The 18,828-nt window shown below is 43.8% G+C and carries 16 protein-coding genes; 3 read left to right on the top strand and 13 right to left on the bottom strand.

From position 1 onward, the window contains the following. Positions 1 to 57: 57 nt before the first annotated feature. Positions 58 to 2,133 carry an elongation factor G gene (locus tag NQ556_RS04980; protein WP_022220725.1) on the bottom strand — a complete coding sequence of 692 codons (2,076 nt, stop codon included), beginning with the start codon at positions 2,131 to 2,133 and terminating at the stop codon, positions 58 to 60. 184 nt (positions 2,134 to 2,317) lie between these two features. On the opposite strand from NQ556_RS04980, the gene NQ556_RS04975 reads away from it, so the two are divergent. After that, positions 2,318 to 3,415: a prephenate dehydrogenase gene (locus tag NQ556_RS04975; RefSeq protein ID WP_022220726.1), complete on the top strand. Its 1,098-nt coding sequence runs from the start codon at positions 2,318 to 2,320 to the stop codon at positions 3,413 to 3,415. A gap of 251 nt (positions 3,416 to 3,666) precedes the next feature. Then, complete coding sequence (gene aroA, locus NQ556_RS04970; protein WP_044998927.1) at positions 3,667 to 4,980, top strand: 3-phosphoshikimate 1-carboxyvinyltransferase; 1,314 nt, start codon at positions 3,667 to 3,669, stop codon at positions 4,978 to 4,980. Between the two features lie 75 nt (positions 4,981 to 5,055). Here the strand turns inward: aroA and NQ556_RS04965 are convergent, their stop codons facing one another. Beyond that, positions 5,056 to 6,408: an MATE family efflux transporter gene (locus tag NQ556_RS04965; RefSeq protein WP_008371744.1), complete on the bottom strand. Its 1,353-nt coding sequence runs from the start codon at positions 6,406 to 6,408 to the stop codon at positions 5,056 to 5,058. Between the two features lie 231 nt (positions 6,409 to 6,639). Here NQ556_RS04965 and NQ556_RS04960 point away from each other — a divergent pair, with 231 nt between their 5' ends. Next, complete coding sequence (locus NQ556_RS04960) at positions 6,640 to 7,659, top strand: M42 family metallopeptidase (RefSeq protein ID WP_022220728.1); 1,020 nt, start codon at positions 6,640 to 6,642, stop codon at positions 7,657 to 7,659. A 140-nt stretch (positions 7,660 to 7,799) separates the two neighbouring features. Here the strand turns inward: NQ556_RS04960 and NQ556_RS04955 are convergent, their stop codons facing one another. From NQ556_RS04955 to NQ556_RS04905, 11 genes are all read right to left on the bottom strand, one after another. Continuing rightward, positions 7,800 to 9,068, bottom strand: a complete 1,269-nt coding sequence (locus NQ556_RS04955; RefSeq protein ID WP_008371747.1) for an L-cysteine desulfidase family protein — start codon at positions 9,066 to 9,068, stop codon at positions 7,800 to 7,802. A gap of 272 nt (positions 9,069 to 9,340) precedes the next feature. Further along, positions 9,341 to 10,537, bottom strand: coding sequence for a glycine C-acetyltransferase (locus NQ556_RS04950; RefSeq protein ID WP_022220729.1), 1,197 nt, complete (start codon positions 10,535 to 10,537; stop codon positions 9,341 to 9,343). Between the two features lie 26 nt (positions 10,538 to 10,563). Further along, positions 10,564 to 11,616, bottom strand: coding sequence for an L-threonine 3-dehydrogenase (tdh, locus tag NQ556_RS04945; protein ID WP_022220730.1), 1,053 nt, complete (start codon positions 11,614 to 11,616; stop codon positions 10,564 to 10,566). Between the two features lie 270 nt (positions 11,617 to 11,886). After that, positions 11,887 to 13,269 carry an MATE family efflux transporter gene (locus NQ556_RS04940; RefSeq protein ID WP_008371755.1) on the bottom strand — a complete coding sequence of 461 codons (1,383 nt, stop codon included), beginning with the start codon at positions 13,267 to 13,269 and terminating at the stop codon, positions 11,887 to 11,889. Next, positions 13,250 to 13,750 (bottom strand): GNAT family N-acetyltransferase, encoded by a 501-nt coding sequence (locus NQ556_RS04935; RefSeq protein ID WP_008371757.1) that lies wholly within the window; start codon positions 13,748 to 13,750, stop codon positions 13,250 to 13,252. Before NQ556_RS04935 ends, NQ556_RS04940 begins: the two co-directional genes overlap by 20 nt. 2 nt (positions 13,751 to 13,752) lie before the next feature. Continuing rightward, positions 13,753 to 14,424 carry an HAD family hydrolase gene (locus NQ556_RS04930; RefSeq protein WP_008371759.1) on the bottom strand — a complete coding sequence of 224 codons (672 nt, stop codon included), beginning with the start codon at positions 14,422 to 14,424 and terminating at the stop codon, positions 13,753 to 13,755. Between the two features lie 226 nt (positions 14,425 to 14,650). After that, positions 14,651 to 15,451 carry an SDR family NAD(P)-dependent oxidoreductase gene (locus NQ556_RS04925; RefSeq protein ID WP_044998928.1) on the bottom strand — a complete coding sequence of 267 codons (801 nt, stop codon included), beginning with the start codon at positions 15,449 to 15,451 and terminating at the stop codon, positions 14,651 to 14,653. 274 nt (positions 15,452 to 15,725) lie between these two features. Continuing rightward, positions 15,726 to 16,355 carry a precorrin-8X methylmutase gene (locus NQ556_RS04920; RefSeq protein WP_022220732.1) on the bottom strand — a complete coding sequence of 210 codons (630 nt, stop codon included), beginning with the start codon at positions 16,353 to 16,355 and terminating at the stop codon, positions 15,726 to 15,728. Then, entirely contained in the window at positions 16,352 to 16,753 is a 402-nt protein-coding gene (locus tag NQ556_RS04915) for a bifunctional adenosylcobinamide kinase/adenosylcobinamide-phosphate guanylyltransferase (RefSeq protein ID WP_008371768.1), read from the bottom strand. The genes NQ556_RS04920 and NQ556_RS04915 overlap by 4 nt, the downstream gene beginning before the upstream one ends. Next, complete coding sequence (locus NQ556_RS04910; RefSeq protein WP_008371769.1) at positions 16,750 to 17,301, bottom strand: bifunctional adenosylcobinamide kinase/adenosylcobinamide-phosphate guanylyltransferase; 552 nt, start codon at positions 17,299 to 17,301, stop codon at positions 16,750 to 16,752. The genes NQ556_RS04915 and NQ556_RS04910 overlap by 4 nt, the downstream gene beginning before the upstream one ends. After that, the gene (locus tag NQ556_RS04905) at positions 17,289 to 18,827 is read right to left on the bottom strand and encodes a cobyric acid synthase (protein WP_055246593.1); all 1,539 of its coding nucleotides are present in this window, start codon (positions 18,825 to 18,827) and stop codon (positions 17,289 to 17,291) included. Before NQ556_RS04905 ends, NQ556_RS04910 begins: the two co-directional genes overlap by 13 nt. Position 18,828: the final 1 nt, after the last annotated feature.

Below are 18,828 nucleotides of genomic sequence, written 5' to 3'. Positions count from 1 at the left end.
TTTAGCACGAAAGTACAATAGAAAAAACCGGGATTTTCTCCCGGCTTTTCCTTATTCTTATTCTTCAGCTGCACGCTTTTCAATTTCTTTTTCCTGTACATCTGCCGGAGCCTGTTCATAACGGGCAAATTCATACGAATAGCTTCCTCGTCCACCTGTCATAGAACGAAGTGTTGTGCAATATCCAAACATGCCTGTCATCGGTACATCCGCTTCAATTACCTGATATCCGCCTGACTGTGGATTCATTCCAAGAACACGGCCACGTCTCTTGTTCAGATCTCCCATAACGTCTCCGGTATAATCATCCGGAACGGTTACTTTCACAGATGCGATTGGCTCAAGAAGAACCGGTCCTGCTTCCATAAATCCTTTCTTAAATGCCTGGATCGTCGCAGTCTTAAATGCCATTTCAGAAGAATCTACCGGATGGTAAGATCCATCATACAGAGTTGCTTTCACACCAACTACCGGATATCCGGCGAGAGGTCCTTTTAATACAGATTCCTGCAATCCTTTTTCAACCGCCGGGAAGTAGTTCTTCGGAACAGCACCTCCGACTACTTCTTCCTGGAATACATACGGTGTATCCAGATCTCCGGATGGTTCAAAACGCATCTTAACATGTCCATACTGTCCATGTCCTCCGGACTGTTTCTTATACTTGGTATCTACATCCGAGTTCTTGCGGATCGTCTCACGGAACGCAACTTTTGGTGTCTCCAGTCTGATTCCGACTTTGTAACGCTCTGCCAGCTTGCTTGCTGTCACTTCCAGATGCTGGTCACCCATTCCATAAATCAGTGACTGGCGGTTCTCACTGTCATTTACCACTTTCAGTGTCACATCCTCTGCCATCATCTTCGCAAGAGCCTGTGATACCTTGTCCTCATCACCTTTGTTATTCACTACATACTTCATATATGTATACGGTTTGGAGTATTCGGTTCTTCCATAAGATACCGGTGTATTTTTTGTTGAAAGGGTATCCCCTGTCTTTGTACTTGTCAGTTTTGCAATCGCTCCGATATCACCTGCAAACAGTTCCTGAACTTCTACCGGTTTGTTGCCGGATAAGGTGTAGATCTTGCCGATCTTTGCTTCTGCATCTGACTCCGGATTGTAAAGGACATCATCCCCCTTTAATACACCGGAACATACTTTTACGAAAGAATATTTTCCGATAAACGGATCTACCATGGTCTTGAATACATATGCGGTCTTTGCGGCTGCAAAATCATGATGTGCTTCAAAGATCTCATTGGTCTTACGGTTGATGCCTACGCATTCACGGTATTCCGGACTTGGGAAAAATCTTACGATATCAGACAGTAAGTTTGCAACACCCTGTGCCTGAACATTGGATCCCATTGCTACCGGAACGATATCTCCGTCCATAACTTCTGTTCTCATGGCAGAGCGGATCTCTTCAACCGAGAATTCATCTCCCTCAAAATAACGTTCCATAAATGCTTCACTGGTCTCTGCCACTGCTTCAAGAAGCTTCTCTCTGTAAATCTGCAGGTTCGGCAGACAGTAATCCGGAATCTCACACTCTTCTCTCTGTCCAAGTCCGGTGTATCTTCTACCTGCATTCTTGATAACATTGACATAACCTACTAATTTCTCGTTCTCACGGATCGGTTGGAAATGTGGTGCAATCACTTTACCGTATCTTGCGGTCAGATCTTCAACAACCTGACGGAAGCTGGCATCATCCACATCCATCTCAGTAACATAGATCATACGCGGAAGATTATACTTATCACAGAGCTCCCATGCTTTCTCGGTTCCTACCTGCACACCGGCTTTTCCGGAAACAACGATAACAGCTGCATCGGCTGCGCTGACTGCTTCTTCCACTTCTCCGACAAAATCAAAATATCCAGGTGTATCAAGGATATTAATCTTTGCTTTTTCCCATTCAATCGGAATCAGACTTGTGCTAAGTGAGAATTTACGTTTCTGTTCTTCTTTATCAAAATCACTGATCGTATTACCGTTCTCAACAGATCCCATACGATTTGTTGCTCCAGATACATAAGCCATCGCTTCTGCCAGACTGGTCTTTCCGCTTCCCCCATGTCCTAAAAGGACCACGTTTCTAATTTCATCCGTTCTGTAAACCTTCATGCTTGCTGCCTCCTTGCTAAAGTTTCTCATGGATATATTGTACTAAACTTTCTATAAAAACACAACTATTTTATAGAATTTCAACAAAAACTTTCACTTTTACACTTTAAAGTATTGCTTTATTGACAGATAGCCTGTTTTCCTATATTATGAAAGGTAGACTATCACGAAAGGACGAAAGATTATGAAACAGAAAAAAATCGGATTTATCGGACTCGGACTCATTGGGGGCTCTATTGCAAAGGCGATCCGGCGATATTATCCGGATTATGAGATTGTCGCTTTCGACAAGAATAGAGAAACTCTGGCACTTGCCACACAAGAATCCATCATCAATGTGGCCTGTACCTCAATCGATGATAATTTCCGAGGCTGCAACTACATCTTCTTATGTGCCCCGGTCGCTTTCAACACTGCATATTTAAAGCAGATGATGCCTTACCTGCATGATGATATGATCCTGACTGACGTCGGAAGTGTCAAAACTCCGATCCATGACGAGATCATCCGGCTGGGACTGGAGGATTACTTTATCGGAGGACACCCGATGGCCGGTTCCGAAAAGAGTGGTTTTGCCAATTCCAAACCAATCCTGATTGAGAACGCTTACTTTGTTCTCACCCCTTCCGCCAAAGTAGCGAAAAAAAAGGTTGATGCATACGCATCTTTCGTAGAATCCTTGCGTGCACTTCCAATCGTACTGGATTATCATGAACACGACATCGTCACCGGCACGATCAGCCACTTGCCACATATCATTGCCGCAAGTCTGGTCAACTTTGTCAGAGACACCGACACCAAGGATGAGCTGATGAAAACCCTCGCCGCCGGCGGCTTTAAGGACATTACGCGAATCGCCTCTTCCTCACCGACCATGTGGGAACATATCTGTGCACAGAATCAGAGTAATATTTCCCAGATCCTTGGAAATTATATCGAAACATTAAATGAAGCGAAAAAACTGGTTGATGCCGGAGACTCCCAGGGAATCTACGATATGTTCGACCATTCCCGGAACTACCGCAATTCCATGCCAAACGGTTCTGCCGGCCCGATCAAGCGTGCATTCGAGATCTACTGTGACATCCCGGATGAAGCCGGTGTGATCGCCACCATTGCGACCATCCTCGCTTCTAATGCACTCAGCATTAAGAACATCGGAATCGTTCATAACCGTGAATTTGAAGAAGGCGTACTCCGCATCGAATTCTATGACAGCATCTCCTGTGAGAAGGCAGTAGCACTTTTGCAGAAGCATCGTTATATTGTTTATGAGCGTTAATAATTAAATGATGATACCAGGGTCAAAAGGTCAGAAAGCCGATGCAAGCTTGCTTGCAAGAGGATTTTTGACCTCTTGACCCGCCAAAAAGCATGAGTAAGTAGCCATTTTTCAAAGAAAAATGAGCGGATTACGAATGTTTTTGAGGATTGCGGGAATTGCAAGACAGTCCAAAAAATCTTTTCAGAACTTTGTGTAAATTGGTCACAATGCTTGAAAATAGAATTTTACGAATGAGAGGTTACTATATTATGCAAATCCAACCTGTTAAACAGCTTCGCGGGGAAGTATCTGTTCCCGGCGATAAATCCATCTCCCACCGTTCTATTATGTTCGGTGCACTGGCAAAAGGAACTACTGAGATCACACATTTTCTTCACGGCGCCGACTGCCTCTCTACCATCGGCTGCTTTCGTGCCATGGGAATCAATATCGAAGACACACCTGACCGTATCCTGGTTCACGGCAAAGGTCTTCACGGACTTTCCGAACCTTCTTCTTTTTTAGATGTGGGGAACAGCGGAACCACCACAAGACTGATTTCCGGTATTCTTTCCGGTCAGCCGTTTGCCACCACTCTTTCCGGCGATGCTTCTCTGAACTCCCGCCCGATGAAGAGGATCATGGAGCCTCTTGGGATGATGGGCGCTGATATTTTAAGCCAGAATGGGAACGGGTGCGCACCACTTTTGATCAACAGCCTGCTTCCTGCCGGTCAGAATCCATCCCTGCACGCAATCCACTATCACTCAAAAGTAGCTTCTGCTCAGGTTAAATCTTCCGTACTCCTGGCAGGACTTTATGCAGACGGATTAACCCTGGTTACAGAACCTGTACTTTCCCGTAATCATACAGAACTGATGCTGAATGGCTTCGGTGCCAACGTACAGACAGAAATACATTCTGATGGCAGTGCAACTGCATCTATTCTCCCATGTGAGGAATTATACGGACAGAAGATCCTGGTTCCCGGAGATATTTCTTCTGCTGCTTACTTCATCGCTGCTGCCCTTCTGGTTCCAGGTTCTGAACTTCTGATAAAGAATGTAGGTACTAACCCGACCCGTGCCGGAATCCTTGAAATATGCAGGGCAATGGGGGCAGACATTACCTATCTAAACGAAAATTGTGACAGTGGTGAACCAACTGCCGATCTTCTTGTACGTACAAGCGCTCTTCACGGAACCACCGTAGAAGGTGCAATCATCCCTACACTGATCGATGAGATTCCGATGATTGCAGTGATGGCTGCTTTCGCCGAGGGAACTACGATCATCAGGGATGCTGCCGAATTGAAGGTCAAAGAGACTGACCGTATCAAAACAACTACAGAAGGACTTCTTGCCATGGGCGTTGATGTAACACCAACCGACGACGGCATGATCATCCGTGGCGGTAATCCGGTTCATGGAGGACAGATCAACAGTTATCTGGATCACCGGATCGCAATGGCCTTTTCCATCGCAGCCCTTGCCGCCGAGGGAAATACTGAAATCCAGGATGGTCAGTGTGTAGATGTATCTTATCCTTCATTTTTTACGGAACTTCATTCCCTTTCCCTGTAATTTCAGGAAAAAATACAAAAAAAGAAAGCCGCACACTACATAAGTAGTGTATAGCTTTCTTTTTTATGCGCCCTGTCACTGTTTCTCTAATCCGTGAATCCAGTCTGTCTTAAGAAACAGAATCAAAAATATCACCGAACTGATAAACCAGGTAAGTGGATATGCCCAGTAGATTACATTGATCACCGGAATAATCCTGATAACAATACTAATATAGGTTACCCGGACTCCGCACCATACAAGCATCATAACAAACATCGGAACAATACTTCTTCCCGCCCCTCTCTGAATTGCTGCCATACAATGCGAAAACGCAAGCAGACAATAGAAAAGAGCGATCGTATGTGCCTCTGCAATTCCATATTCAATTGCTTTTTGATCTCCTCCAAACGCAGCGATCAGGTATGGTGAAAAGAAAAAAACTGCTATTCCGATCACTTCTGCTATCCCGATTCCACAAATGGTTCCAAACAATGCCCCTTTTTTTGTCCGGTCATACTCTTTTGCTCCCAGATTCTGTCCAATAAACGTCGTGAGTGCCTGTGAGAAGCAGGTAACCGGAATAAATCCAAATCCTTCAATTTTGGAATATGACCCACACCCGGCCATTGCCAGAGCCCCAAACTGATTAATATTCGACTGTACAAATACATTTGCAACCGCAATAATGGAATTCTGGATTCCTGCCGGTATTCCGTTTACCACGATCAGCCGCAGCATATTCCCATTCATCCGAAGTTCACGAAAAGATAACCGGAACGCCTCTGGTTCCCTGCGCAGTTTTCTGATACACAGAACCGCACTTAATATCTGTGAAACAATCGTTGCAAAAGCTGCTGCACCTACACCAAATCCTAAACCTCCGATCAGCACCAGATCCAGAATCACATTCAGACACGCTGAAATGATCAGATAGATGACCGGACTCTTACTGTCACCAAGTGACTGCAAAATCCCCATTCCAAAGTTATAAATTACAAATCCAAGTGAACCTGCAAAATACACCCTGAAATAAACCAGTGATTTCGGCAGTACCTCTTCCGGCGTACCAATCAGTTTTAAAATCTGCGGTGCAAGGATCAACGCGGCAACCGTAAGAAAAATTCCACATACGCCACCAAATGCCAGTGCCGTATGGATTGCTTTTTTCAGCTTCTCATATTCTCCGGCTCCAAAATACCTCGCAATGACAACACCGGCTCCCACGCCAATTCCCCCAAAAAATCCTACCATCAGGAATATCAGATTCCCTGATGAGCTGACAGCTGCAAGTGCATTATTCCCAAGAAAATTTCCCACGATCAGCGAATCCGCCACATTATACAACTGCTGGAATAAATTCCCCCATAGAAGCGGAATCGCAAACATAATAATCTTTTTCGGAATAGATCCCGTTGTCAGTAGATTAGCGTTTGATGTTTCCCCCATAATTAAACTTGTCCTCCTATAATATTTTAAGTCTATTATACTCCTGATACGGTTAATTCACCAGCAAATATATCGGAAACAATATTTGATTCTTTTTTAATAAATCATAAATCTATTTTTTCATCAATTATTATAACCTTTTTAAATTATCCTTCAATGTATATTGCATTTTCCATCCTCTTCTATTAAACTATTATGATATATACTATAAATTTTTTGGGGGAATTTTCTATGCAAAATTATCTTGAATTTATCGGAAACGAACTGAAAGCTTTAACTTCTATTCCAAGCCCATCCGGTTATACCAAAGATGTGGCTGCATACCTGATGAAGACTTTATCAGATATGGGATATGAACCACAGCTTTCTAACAAAGGCAACGTATTCGTAACGATCGGCGGAGAGGGGAATCCGCTGGTACTTGCAGCACACGTTGATACCCTCGGTGCCATGGTGCGTTCTGTCAAAGCAAATGGAAGACTGCGTCCGACTACTCTCGGTGGACACCAGTGGAGTACCGCTGATGGGGAAAACTGCACGATCCACACACGCGACGGACGCGTTTATACCGGTGTAGTACTAAATACTGAACCTTCTGTTCATGTTGCAGATTCTGCTGTTGAGACAAAAGAAGAAAATATGGAAATCCTTCTGGATGAAAATGTGGACACTAAAGAAGGAACTCTTTCACTTGGCGTACAGCCTGGAGATATCATCGCCATGGACCCGCGTACCCAGATCACACCGAGCGGTTATATCAAAAGCCGTTTCTTAGATGACAAGCTTTCTGCTTCCATCCTTCTCGGTCTGGCAAAATGCGTAAAAGATGAATCTATTGCGCTTTCCCGCAAAGTTTCTCTTCTTTTCACTGTATATGAAGAAGTCGGACACGGCGGAAGTTTTGTTGCCGAAGATACAACAGAGATGATTTCTGTTGACATGGGCTGCGTCGGATCCGATCTCGGATGTACCGAACGCATGGTATCTATTTGCGCAAAAGATTCCGGCGGTCCTTACAACTACGACGTAACATCTGCTCTTGCCGAAACTGCAAAAGAAGAAGGATTGGATTATGCGATCGATGTGTATCCGCATTACGGTTCTGATGTAGAGGCAACTCTTCGGGCAGGATATGATATCCGCCATGGTCTGGTTGGTCCTGGGGTGTATGCATCACATAACTATGAAAGATCCCATATGGATGGGGTAAAGAATACGCTTTTGTTGTTGAAGAAGTATATTCAAAAATAAAAAGTATAAATAGCTAACGTTCAAAAATAAAACATCTGCGATATGCATACCGCAGATGTTTTATTTTTTCAATATTAGTCATATTTTTCTTAAGTCCGTTAAATGCAAGTGCCTCTTCTACCAGTTCTTTTCTCTTTTTCTTATCTTGTCATGATCTGGATGATCGTTTTATCCGTCTCACGCATTCCCTTCTTTGCAAGCTCTCCAATATTACGGATCGTGTTTTCTACACCTTTTTCTACAAGTCCGTCTCCGCCATAGAACTGCTTTCCATTTTTCTGCATCTGAAGTCCCAGAAGCCCTGCTTCTACAGCTGATGCGATTTTTGCCGCGCAGCTTGCCTTCGCTCCATCACACACAACACCTGAGTTAATGGCAACTGCATTTACAATTACATGAGAAATCTCATATGCACGTCCGCCATACAGATAACAGATTCCTGCACCTGCACCACATCCTGCACTGATCGCGCCACAATATGCAGACAGTCTTCCGATTCCTGTCTTCATATGGATTGTGATCAGATTTGACACAACCAGCGCGCGGAGCATCATCTCTTTTGAGACATTCAGCTCTTTTGCATAGACGATCACCGGAAGAGAAGTTGTCATTCCCTGGTTACCGCTTCCCGAATTGATGACAACCGGAAGTTCACATCCGTTCATTCTTGCATCCGATCCGGCCGCTGCCATCGCTTTCGCACGGTTATGTACACTGTTTCCATATGCTTCCATCAAAGTCTTTCCAATGGCAGCTCCCCAGTTTCCTGTCATGCCCTCTTCGGCAATTGCCCAGTTATAATCAATCTGTCTCTGCAGAACTTCCTCTACGTCTGCAACGTCTACGCAGTCTGCGAATTCAATGATCTTCTCCACAGTCAGAAGAGAACGGTCCGTCGCACAGCTGGATCCCTGCTCTTCATATGCTTTTTCTCTGATGATCTCATCATCTTTCTTTACACAGATCACATTGGTGTGAAAACCTGCGATCTCTACGTATCCGCTGTGTCCGCCTGCACATGCCTTGATCTGGATGTCGAAAATATATTCTTTATCGGATTCCCGGATTGTCATCGGCATAGTATCCAGCATCTTTTTCATTTCTACTTTCTGTTCCCCTGTGATCTCTTCCAGAATTTCCAGTTCTTTTTCCGGACATCCGGCTACAATCCCTGCACAGACTGCTGCACCGATTCCGCGAAGTCCTCCTGTGCACGGTACAACGACACTTTTTACATTCTTAATAATATTTGCACTGACATTTACTTCTACAGATTCCGGTTTTTCCCCAAGAGCCTGAACTGCAACTGCTGCCGCGTAAGCTACTGCAATCGGCTCTGTACATCCCATCGCCGGAAGCAACTCTTCCTTTAAAATTTCCACATATTCATTGTATATTTTTTGTTCCATCTTTTCTCTCCTCTGTCAGATGACACCCCATTCATCTTTTTATTGTTCCCTGTTTATTTTATAGTATTCCTGCCTTTCCCACAAGCTTTTCTCTCCATTTTTTCAGGGTTTACATAATTACCATGATTACATTCCAAAAATATTCTTTTATTTTTATTTAACGCCTCCGAAAATTTTCCTGTAACATTTTTTAGTCAAATTTCTCTGTTATATCATCACAAAATGCCGGGCAACATTTTGTACTGTCCGGCATTTTTCTATCCTGTAGCAATTTATTTTCCAATCTCTTCTCTAGTCTCTTTAAAACATTTGATAATGAAATCAATATCTTCTTTTGTATGGCTCGCGCATACCTGTGTGCGGATTCTTGCTTTTCCTTTCGGTACAACCGGATAAGAGAATGCAACCACATATACCCCTTTTTCCATCATTTTCTTTGCATATTCTCCGGCAAGTCTTTCATCATAAAGCATAACCGGTACACATGGATGGGTTCCTTCGATGATATCAAATCCATTTTCTACCAGCTGCTTGCGGTAGTATGCGGTTACTTCTTCCAGATGGTCACGAAGCTCGGTGCTTTCTTCCAGCATATTGAACATCTCAATACTTGCTCCTGCGATTGCCGGTGCAAGAGAGTTGGAGAACAGGTACGGACGACTTCTCTGACGAAGCAGATCGATGATCTCTTTTCTTCCGGATGTATATCCACCGGAAGCCCCACCGAGTGCTTTTCCGAGTGTTCCTGTAATGATATCCACTCTTCCTTCTACGCCACAGTATTCGGAAGTTCCTCTGCCGTGTGCTCCTACAAATCCAACTGCATGGCTGTCATCCACCATAACCAGTGCGTTGTATTTATCAGCAAGATCACAGACACCTTTTAAGTTACAGATGATTCCATCCATTGAAAATACACCGTCTGTAGCGATCAGTTTGACTCTTGCTCCTGCTGCATCTGCAGCCTGAAGCTGTGCTTCCAGATCTTCCATGTTGTTATTTTTGTAGCGGTATCTTTTTGCCTTACAGAGACGAACTCCGTCAATGATGGAAGCATGGTTCAGTTCATCACTGATCACTGCATCCTCCGCAGTCAGGATTGTTTCAAAAAGTCCACCATTTGCATCAAAGCAGGAAGAATATAAAATCGTATCATCTGTTCCCAGAAATCCGGAAATCTTCTTTTCCAGTTTTTTGTGGATGTCCTGTGTTCCGCAGATAAATCTGACAGAAGCAACCCCATATCCTTTTTCATCATAAGTTCTCTTCGCTGCATCGATCAGTCTCTGATTGTCCCCAAGTCCAAGATAGTTATTGGCACACATATTAAGAAGCTCTCTTCCGTCTTCCATTACAACCTTTGCGCCCTGCGGAGATACGAACGGTGCTTCCCCTTTGAAAAGACCATCTGCTTTGATCTGTTCTACTTCTTTTGTATAAATACTTAAAATATCATTTTTTCTTGCCATTTTATTCTCTCCTTCTTCTGCTTTTCCTAATCGTTAATATGTGCCCAGTCAAGGATCACCTTTCCTGACTGTCCTGAGATCATTGCCTCAAATCCTTTTTCATAATCGCGGATATCAAAATGGTGTGTGATGATCGGTGAAATATCAAGTCCCGCCTGGATCATCGTAGACATCTTGTACCAGGTATCCCATACTTTTCTTCCATAAATTCCGCGGATATTCAACCCATTGAAGATCACTGTCTCAAGATCTACGGTTGCATCCTGTCTCTGCAATCCGAGAAGTGCGATCTTTCCACCATGTTTCATGTTATGGATCATATCAGAAAGTCCCGGCTGGCTTCCGGACATTTCAAGTCCGATATCAAAGCCTTCTGTCATTCCGATCTCATGCATCACATCCGTCAGTTTTTCCTGTGTCAGATTAACGCATCTGGTCGCACCCATTTTTGCTGCCAGATCCAGACGGTACTGGTTCATATCCGTGATTACCACATGTCTTGCTCCTGCAAATTTTGCAATCGCCGCTGCCATGATCCCAATCGGCCCTGCACCTGTGATCAGCACATCTTCACCAAGCATGTCGTAAGATAATGCAGTATGGGTTGCATTTCCAAATGGATCAAAGATCGCATATAATTCTTCATCAATTGCCGGATTGCACGGCCATACATTTGAAGCGGGAATAACCAGATATTCTGCAAACGCACCGTTCCGGTTTACCCCAACGCCTTTGGCATCTTTGCAGTTCTCTTTGTGCCCTTCTAGACAGTTTCTGCATTTTCCACAAGTGATATGTCCTTCACCGGATACCAGATCGCCCACCTTGAATCCCTGTACACCTGCACCGACTTCTACAACTTCCCCGACATATTCATGTCCTGCGGTCAGTCCGATCGGAATAGTATGCTGTGCCCATTCATTCCACTGGTAAATATGTACATCGGTACCACAGATTGCATTTTTATGGATCTTGATCTTTACGTCATTTGGTCCTACTTCCGGAATCTGTACTCTTTTCAGCCAGAGTCCCTGTTCCGGTTTTTCCTTTACTAACGCCCACATTTTATTATCATTCATCTTCATTACCTCCGCATGACACATATGTCCGTTTAACGCGGACTTTTTATTACTTTTGTTTTTCTATACTTAGGATACCCTATTTTTCTTCTCTTTTCAATCTATTTTCCGTGATACACAAACATTTTACATGTTCATGTTTTTGTAGCAGATACAAGCACATGTGTCTTTCTATTGCAAGCACATTTATTATATATATACAAAAACAGACAGATAAATCTGTCTGTTTTTCACAATGCCCTACTGTCGATTTTCACAATTTCGTTCTGTTTATAACAATCTTTTTTCTTTCTGATGTACCCTTTTTCTCACAAAATAGAAGCACACGACCTGAAGTACAATGGTAAGGATCCATGACACCGGATAGGATACAAAAAGTACGGATAAAGATCTGTGGTTCGGAAAAATTCCAAATACCCACACAATTCTTGTTCCCACCGTTCCGATCACTGAAAGCACCATCGGGACTGCTGAATATCCCATTCCACGAAGCGCACCCGGAAACAAATCCATGATCCCACACAGGAAATAAGTGATCGATGTATACGCCAGGATTTCCATTCCGCAGTTGATAACCTTTGGATCTGAAGTATAAATTGTCAGAATCTGCGGTCCGAAGCAATAGGCAAGACCACCAAGCACTACCGCGATCGATATAGACAGAATCGCACAGTCACGCAGCACCTTATCCATTCGTTTCAGCTTACCGACACCATAATTCTGACTGGTAAAACTCATACATGCCTGAGTTATCGAATTCACTGACATATAAAGGAACCCAAGCATATTGTTCGCTGCTGTATAGCCTGCCATCGCAATCGATCCAAATGAATTAACCGAGGACTGCAACAGTGCATTGGACAAATTGATGACCGTACTCTGGATTCCCGCCGGAACTCCCACCTGGAAAATCTGTTCCATGTAGGCACCATTGATCTTCAGTTTGGAGAAACGAAGCTGATAACTTCCTTCCGACCGGTACAGACAGGTCAGTACCAGCACACAGGAAATCAGCTGTGAAATAATTGTTCCAATTGCAACCCCGGCAACTCCCATATGAAAAAGAATAACCAGTATCATGTTCAGCGCGGCATTTGCAATTCCGGAAATGATCAGGAAGATCAATGGCCTTTTTGTATCACCAATCGCCCTTAAAATGGCCGCCCCATAGTTATATAACATAAAAAATGGCATTCCCATAAAATAGATCCGCATATATAAGGCAGACTGCCCGATCACATCATCCGGCGTTCCCATAATTTCAAGTGCCCACTTTGCAAGAAGCACCCCGATAACTGCCATCATAATTCCACTGATCAGCGCAAGTGTGATCGAAGTATGTACTGTTTCCGACATCTCCCGGTCTTTGCCCGCTGCATAAAATCTGGCTGCAAGAACATTGGCACCAAGTGAAATTCCGATAAACAGGTTCGTAAACACATTAATCAGTGCTGTTGTGGAGCCGACTGCGGCAAGTGCCTGACTCCCGGAGAATCTTCCTACCACGATGATATCCACTGCATTAAACGCAAGCTGCAGAATTCCGGAAACCATAAGCGGCAGTGAAAAAGAGATCAGCTTGTCCATGATGGAGCCGTTGCACATATCAATTTCAAACTTATTTTTTTTCACATTATTCACCCAGCCCTTCATCAAATGTAAGTCTCATCTGATTCCAGACCACGTTTCCATGTACTGATTCTGAGACACCTTCATTTTTGAATCCAAACCTGGCATAATAAGATATCAGCCGGTCCTTGCAGGTAAGGACAAGTCCCTTTCTTCCCTGCTCTTTTGCATCTGTAATCGCTCTTTTGATCAATTCTCCTGCATATCCATGTTTCCGGTAAGACGGCAGCGTATTTACACCAAAAATCATCTGCCAGTCACCTTTTTCATCATGCATTTCCGCTTTTTCATACATTTCGTCTGTCAGATCTTCCTGATTCGTCACCATACCGTCCACGAAGGCGATCAACTTCTCTTCTTCAAACATCAGCCAGAAATGATCTTTATAAAAAGTAAGTCTCTTTTCAAATTCTTCTTCTGTTGCCGCTTCTGCTGCCGGGAAACACGCTGCCTCCACACGGGCAATTTCTTTCAGATCACTCAGATCTGCTGTTCTTATTCTCATCTTTACTCTCCCTCTTTTCCTAATATTTTCAGCATTTTTTCTACATTTTCGCTGGTCCATGCCGGAAATTCCAGTACCGCATCCGGGATATCCTGCCTTCCGGAATCCGGGTTGTGGAACCAGATACATTTCATACCGGCTGCTCTGGCAGCTCCTCCACCGTTAGTCGAATCCTCTACTACCAGACAGTCCTCCGGCTCCATTCCCAGTTTCTCTGCCGTTACAAGGAAAGTATCCGGTGCCGGTTTTGGATGCTCTACATAATCTCCACTCATGACCACTGTAAAATATTTCTCCATATCCAGAGACTTTAATGCATCTTTGATCGCATAAGCCGGAGAGGAAGACGCTACTGCAAGCAGATATCCTTCGTCTTTTAACTGCTTCAATGCTTCTTTAATTCCCGGCATCTCCGGAAATCCTTCTGCCTCTGTAATCTGCGCTTTTTTCTCTTTCATGAGCGCATTCATCTTATCCACATCATCAAAAACCGGCCCATAATTCTCATTGATCAAATCCATGAAGAATCCACGGGTAGAACCGATACACGGAAGGTAAACCTCATAGTCAAGATCGATTCCGTTCTTCTCTTTTAAAATTTCTTTCCAGCAACGATAGTGTAATGGTTCTGTGTTGATCAGAACACCGTCCATATCAAAAATAACTGCTTTCATATCTTTTTAGCCTCGATTAAATGATTTAAATTTTCTTTCCGTTCTTATTTTGAATGACGTTTTTAAAGATGTCAAGACGGAGAAGCTAAAAAGAGTGCGCATCTCCGGCACGTAGTGCCTTTTATTTCATAGGAAGTTTCTTCGGAATTCCCTATGAAATAAAAAGAGAGCGACTGTACGATTCAAAAAACGCACAGGCACTCCCTTTGGCTTTTATGGATTTTTCTTAAGGTCTCTGTCCCATTCCACCTTCTAAGGTGATCGTCTCTCCGTTCATATATTTGAAATCCGGTGATGCAAGCTGTACGCATGCACGTCCGATTTCTTTTTCTACATCTCCGTAATGTCCAGCCGGCGGCATCTTTACATTTGCCTTGAATGCTTCCGGATAAGCTTTCTGGAAATTCTCAAGCTGTGCTGTCCATGCGAGCGGGCATACGATATTGACATTGATTCCATCTGGTCCCCACTCTGTTGCAGCTACTCTGGAAAGTCCACGGATTCCTTCTTTTGCCGCTGCATATGCGCACTGTCCGTAATTTCCGAAAAGTCCGGCACCTGAAGCAAAGTTGATAACAGATCCCTTTGTCTCTTTCAGATACGGATAACATGCCTGCATATAATAGAATACCGCATATACGCCGGAATACATTGCCAGATTGAACTGGTCTGTTGTATGATCTGCGATCGTAACACCAGATGCGGATGCCTGTGCATTATTGATCAGGACATCAATTCTTCCGAATGTATCAATTGCCTGCTTTACTACGTTCTGTACTGTTGCTTCATTATCAGCCCCCGCGCTGACATCAGCCTGTACAGGTAATACTTTGATACCATAGAGTCTCTCCAGTTCTTCTTTGGCATCTTCGAGTTTCTTTACATTACGCCCGGTAATTACCAGATTCGCTCCTTCTTTTGCGTAAGCTGTTGCAATTCCATATCCAATAGATCCGCAGCTTCCATCACTTAATACAGCTCTTCCGCCGCCTGTGATAATTGCAGTCTTTCCTGTTAAAAATCCCATAATCAATTTCTCCTTCCTGCTGTCCTTCAACTAGCATACGATTATAATAGCAGAGTACAGGTCAGAATTCAATACTGAATTGTGTCTATTTTCTGACAATATAGTTAATTTTTTGATTATCGCAAAGACAGTTAGAATGCAAAAACCTCATTAAATAAGGGTTGTTTATTATATAGATACCAGGGGCAAAAGGTCAGAAAACCGATGCAAAACGCACGTAGCAATCTGGTATCAAAGGGGGCAAAATACCTTTTGACCCCAACATCTTATCTATCTACAACATATACAATAGTGCATTGCAGATACATGCAGCAATATTGCTGCCACCTTTTCTGCCTCTTGCCACGATATATGGTGTGTCTTTCAGTGAAAGGATTAACTCTTTAGACTGGACAACATTTACAAATCCTACAGGAACTCCGATGATGAGTTCTGGGGTTAATTTGCCATCCTGGATCAGTTCATAGAGTCTTACAAGGGCTGTCGGGGCATTTCCGATGGCAAAGATGATTTTTTTATCGAGGGTGGCTGCTTTTTCCATGCTTGCAACGGCACGCGTGGTTCCGTTCTTTTTGGCAGTTTCTGCTACATCTTCATCGGACATGAAGCAAAGAACTTCGCTTCCGTATTCTGCAAGCTTCCGTTTGTTGATACCTGCTTTTCCCATCTGGGTATCGGTTACAATGACTGCACCATTTCGGATAGCATCCAGCGCTTTTTCTACTGCACCTTCTGAAAACATCAGGTTCTTGGCATAATCAAAATCTGCGCTTGTATGGATACAGCGTTTGACGATCGGTTCTGTTCCGGGGATCAGATGCGTATCACCCAGTTCTTCTGTTATGATCTCAAAACTGCGTTTTTCTATTTCTGCAGGTTTTACATTTTCCAGTTCTATCTTCACTTGATATTTCCTCCTTTGATCGTCACACCGATCCCGCATACTACCCGGTCTACCTGATCTGAATTTGCCGCAAGTACGGTACAGATCCTTCCGGTCAGTTCCCTGTATCTGCGATCAAATGCGTCTACCGGAACCAGACCATAGCCGATCTCCTGTGTCACAATTACAATATCCGGACACTTTTTTGTTAGTTTCGATGCGAAATCAATTGCTTCTTTTTCCGACCAGTTTTCTTTTTTTATCATGCTCTGGATATATTTTTCAAAATGAAAGACTCCTTCTGCCTCAAAAATATTATCTCCTTCACATAGTTCCCCATCCGTCCAATGAATGTATGGGTTCTGCTTTTTTGCATACGCAAGCTTCCCCTGATATGCACCGCCGATTATCATTTTCATTTTTTTATATCTTTCCTTTCAACCGGAATTCCGTACACAACTTCTGTCACCAGATCTGCCCTCTCTCCCATCCGAAGATTTAGCTTTCCGAGAAGCTTCAGATATTCTTCCATCTCCGGATTATCTGTCATGCTGTCTGAAAATACTTCATTTGTAACAACTACCAGATCATCACTGACCTTCTGCAGCTTATGGATCCCCGCCAGAATGGACTCTTCTGCATTTTCACCTGCTCCTGACGGATCGTACATTTCATTTGCCACAAGATTGGACATACATTCCAGGAGAACACTTCCTGTCTCTTTTGTCTGCAGGATTTCTGCAGCTTTTTTAAGATCCGTATAGCATTCGATTGTTTCAAACCCTTTGCCCGCACGAAGTTTTCTGTGACGTGCAATTTTCTCTTCCGTTTCCTTCCCGAAAGGTATCATAGTTGCTATATAGTAGCGTTTTTTGTTTCTTTTTGAATGGCTGGCATATTCCATAAGCTTCTGCTCTGCATATTCGGATTTACCACTTCCACTGCCACCTGTGATCAGATGAAACATTCTGCTGCATTTCCCTTCTCGATAATCTCATATATTTTCTTCATATCCATATTCTCACGAACTGCATTTGCAAGAATCTGATACTGCTTCTCTTTGTAAGCATGGTAGTCCATGGAGTGCATGGCTTCCTCGCCGTATCCTTTTTCTTCCAGAAGTGCCCCGATCAGTGCATCCGCTACTTCCCGGTCATCAAAAATCCCATGTACATAGCAGCCGTACACATTCTTCTTCTGCGCTCCGTCCCACCGGCTCTCACCTGTCACCTGATCACAGATCTGTACCATCATCTTATGATCTGCAGCATCTTTATCAGAAAAAATAGTTTCCCCCATATGGATCTCATATCCATCCAGCTTTGCACCGGACATTGCTTTTAAGATTCCGTTAACTTCTCCGAACCTTCCGGTAACACGGGTTCTTCTCTTGGTATTTTCAAATACAGTAACTGCAGGAAGCAGTCCCATTGCTTTTATGGTTCCACCACGTTCTACCCCTTCCGGATCAAGGATCTCTTCTCCAAGCATCTGGTAACCGCCACAGATACCAAATACCGGTTTCCCTGATGAGGCATGGCGCAGCACTTTCCCTTCCAGTCCGCTCTGACGAAGCCACAACAGGTCTTCCATCGTATTTTTACTTCCCGGCAGAATTACCAGATCTGGATTCCCGAAATCTCCTGCCTTTGACACATACCGAAGCGAAACTTCTTCCCTGCATTCCAGTACCGCAAAATCTGTGAAATTGGAAATACGCGGCAGACGGATCACTGCAATATCCAGAAGTGCCGCCTTTTCTTTCCGCTCAAACCTTTCTGACAGACTATCCTCATCATCAATATCCGCATAAATATATGGCATCACGCCACATACCGGTATCTTTGTCCGCTCCTCCAGCATCCTGATACCTGGCTCCAGAATTTTCACATCCCCGCGGAACTTATTGATCACCGTACCTTTGATCCTTGCCCGCTCTTTTTCTTCCAACAGCATAACCGTCCCGACGATCTGCGCAAACACACCACCACGGTCAATGTCTCCGGCAAGAAGAACCGGTGCATCCACCAGCTCAGCAAGTCCCATGTTGACAATATCATTCTGCTTAAGGTTTATTTCTGCCGGACTTCCCGCGCCTTCAATGACGATCACATCATACTTTTCTTCCAGTTTATGATAAGCTTCTAAAATAGCCGGAATATATTCTTTCTTTTTACGGAAATATTCCATCGCCGGCATGACTCCCGCAACTTCTCCGTTTACAATTACCTGACTTCCTACATCGGAGGTCGGTTTTAAAAGAATCGGGTTCATATAAACTTCCGGCCGGATCATAGCAGCTTCTGCCTGCATGACCTGTGCGCGTCCCATTTCCAGACCATCTGCCGTGATAAAAGAATTGAGTGCCATGTTCTGTGACTTAAATGGTGCAACCTTGATTCCATCTTCCTTTAAAACACGACAGAGCCCTCCCGCAAGAAGGCTCTTTCCGACATTTGACATGGTTCCCTGAATCATAATCGACTTTGCCATA

The sequence above is a fragment of the Coprococcus comes ATCC 27758 genome (genome assembly GCF_025149785.1).
In the GTDB taxonomy this organism is placed as follows: Bacteria; Bacillota; Clostridia; order Lachnospirales; family Lachnospiraceae; genus Allocoprococcus; species Allocoprococcus comes.
This window is presented reverse-complemented; position numbering and strand designations above follow the sequence as displayed.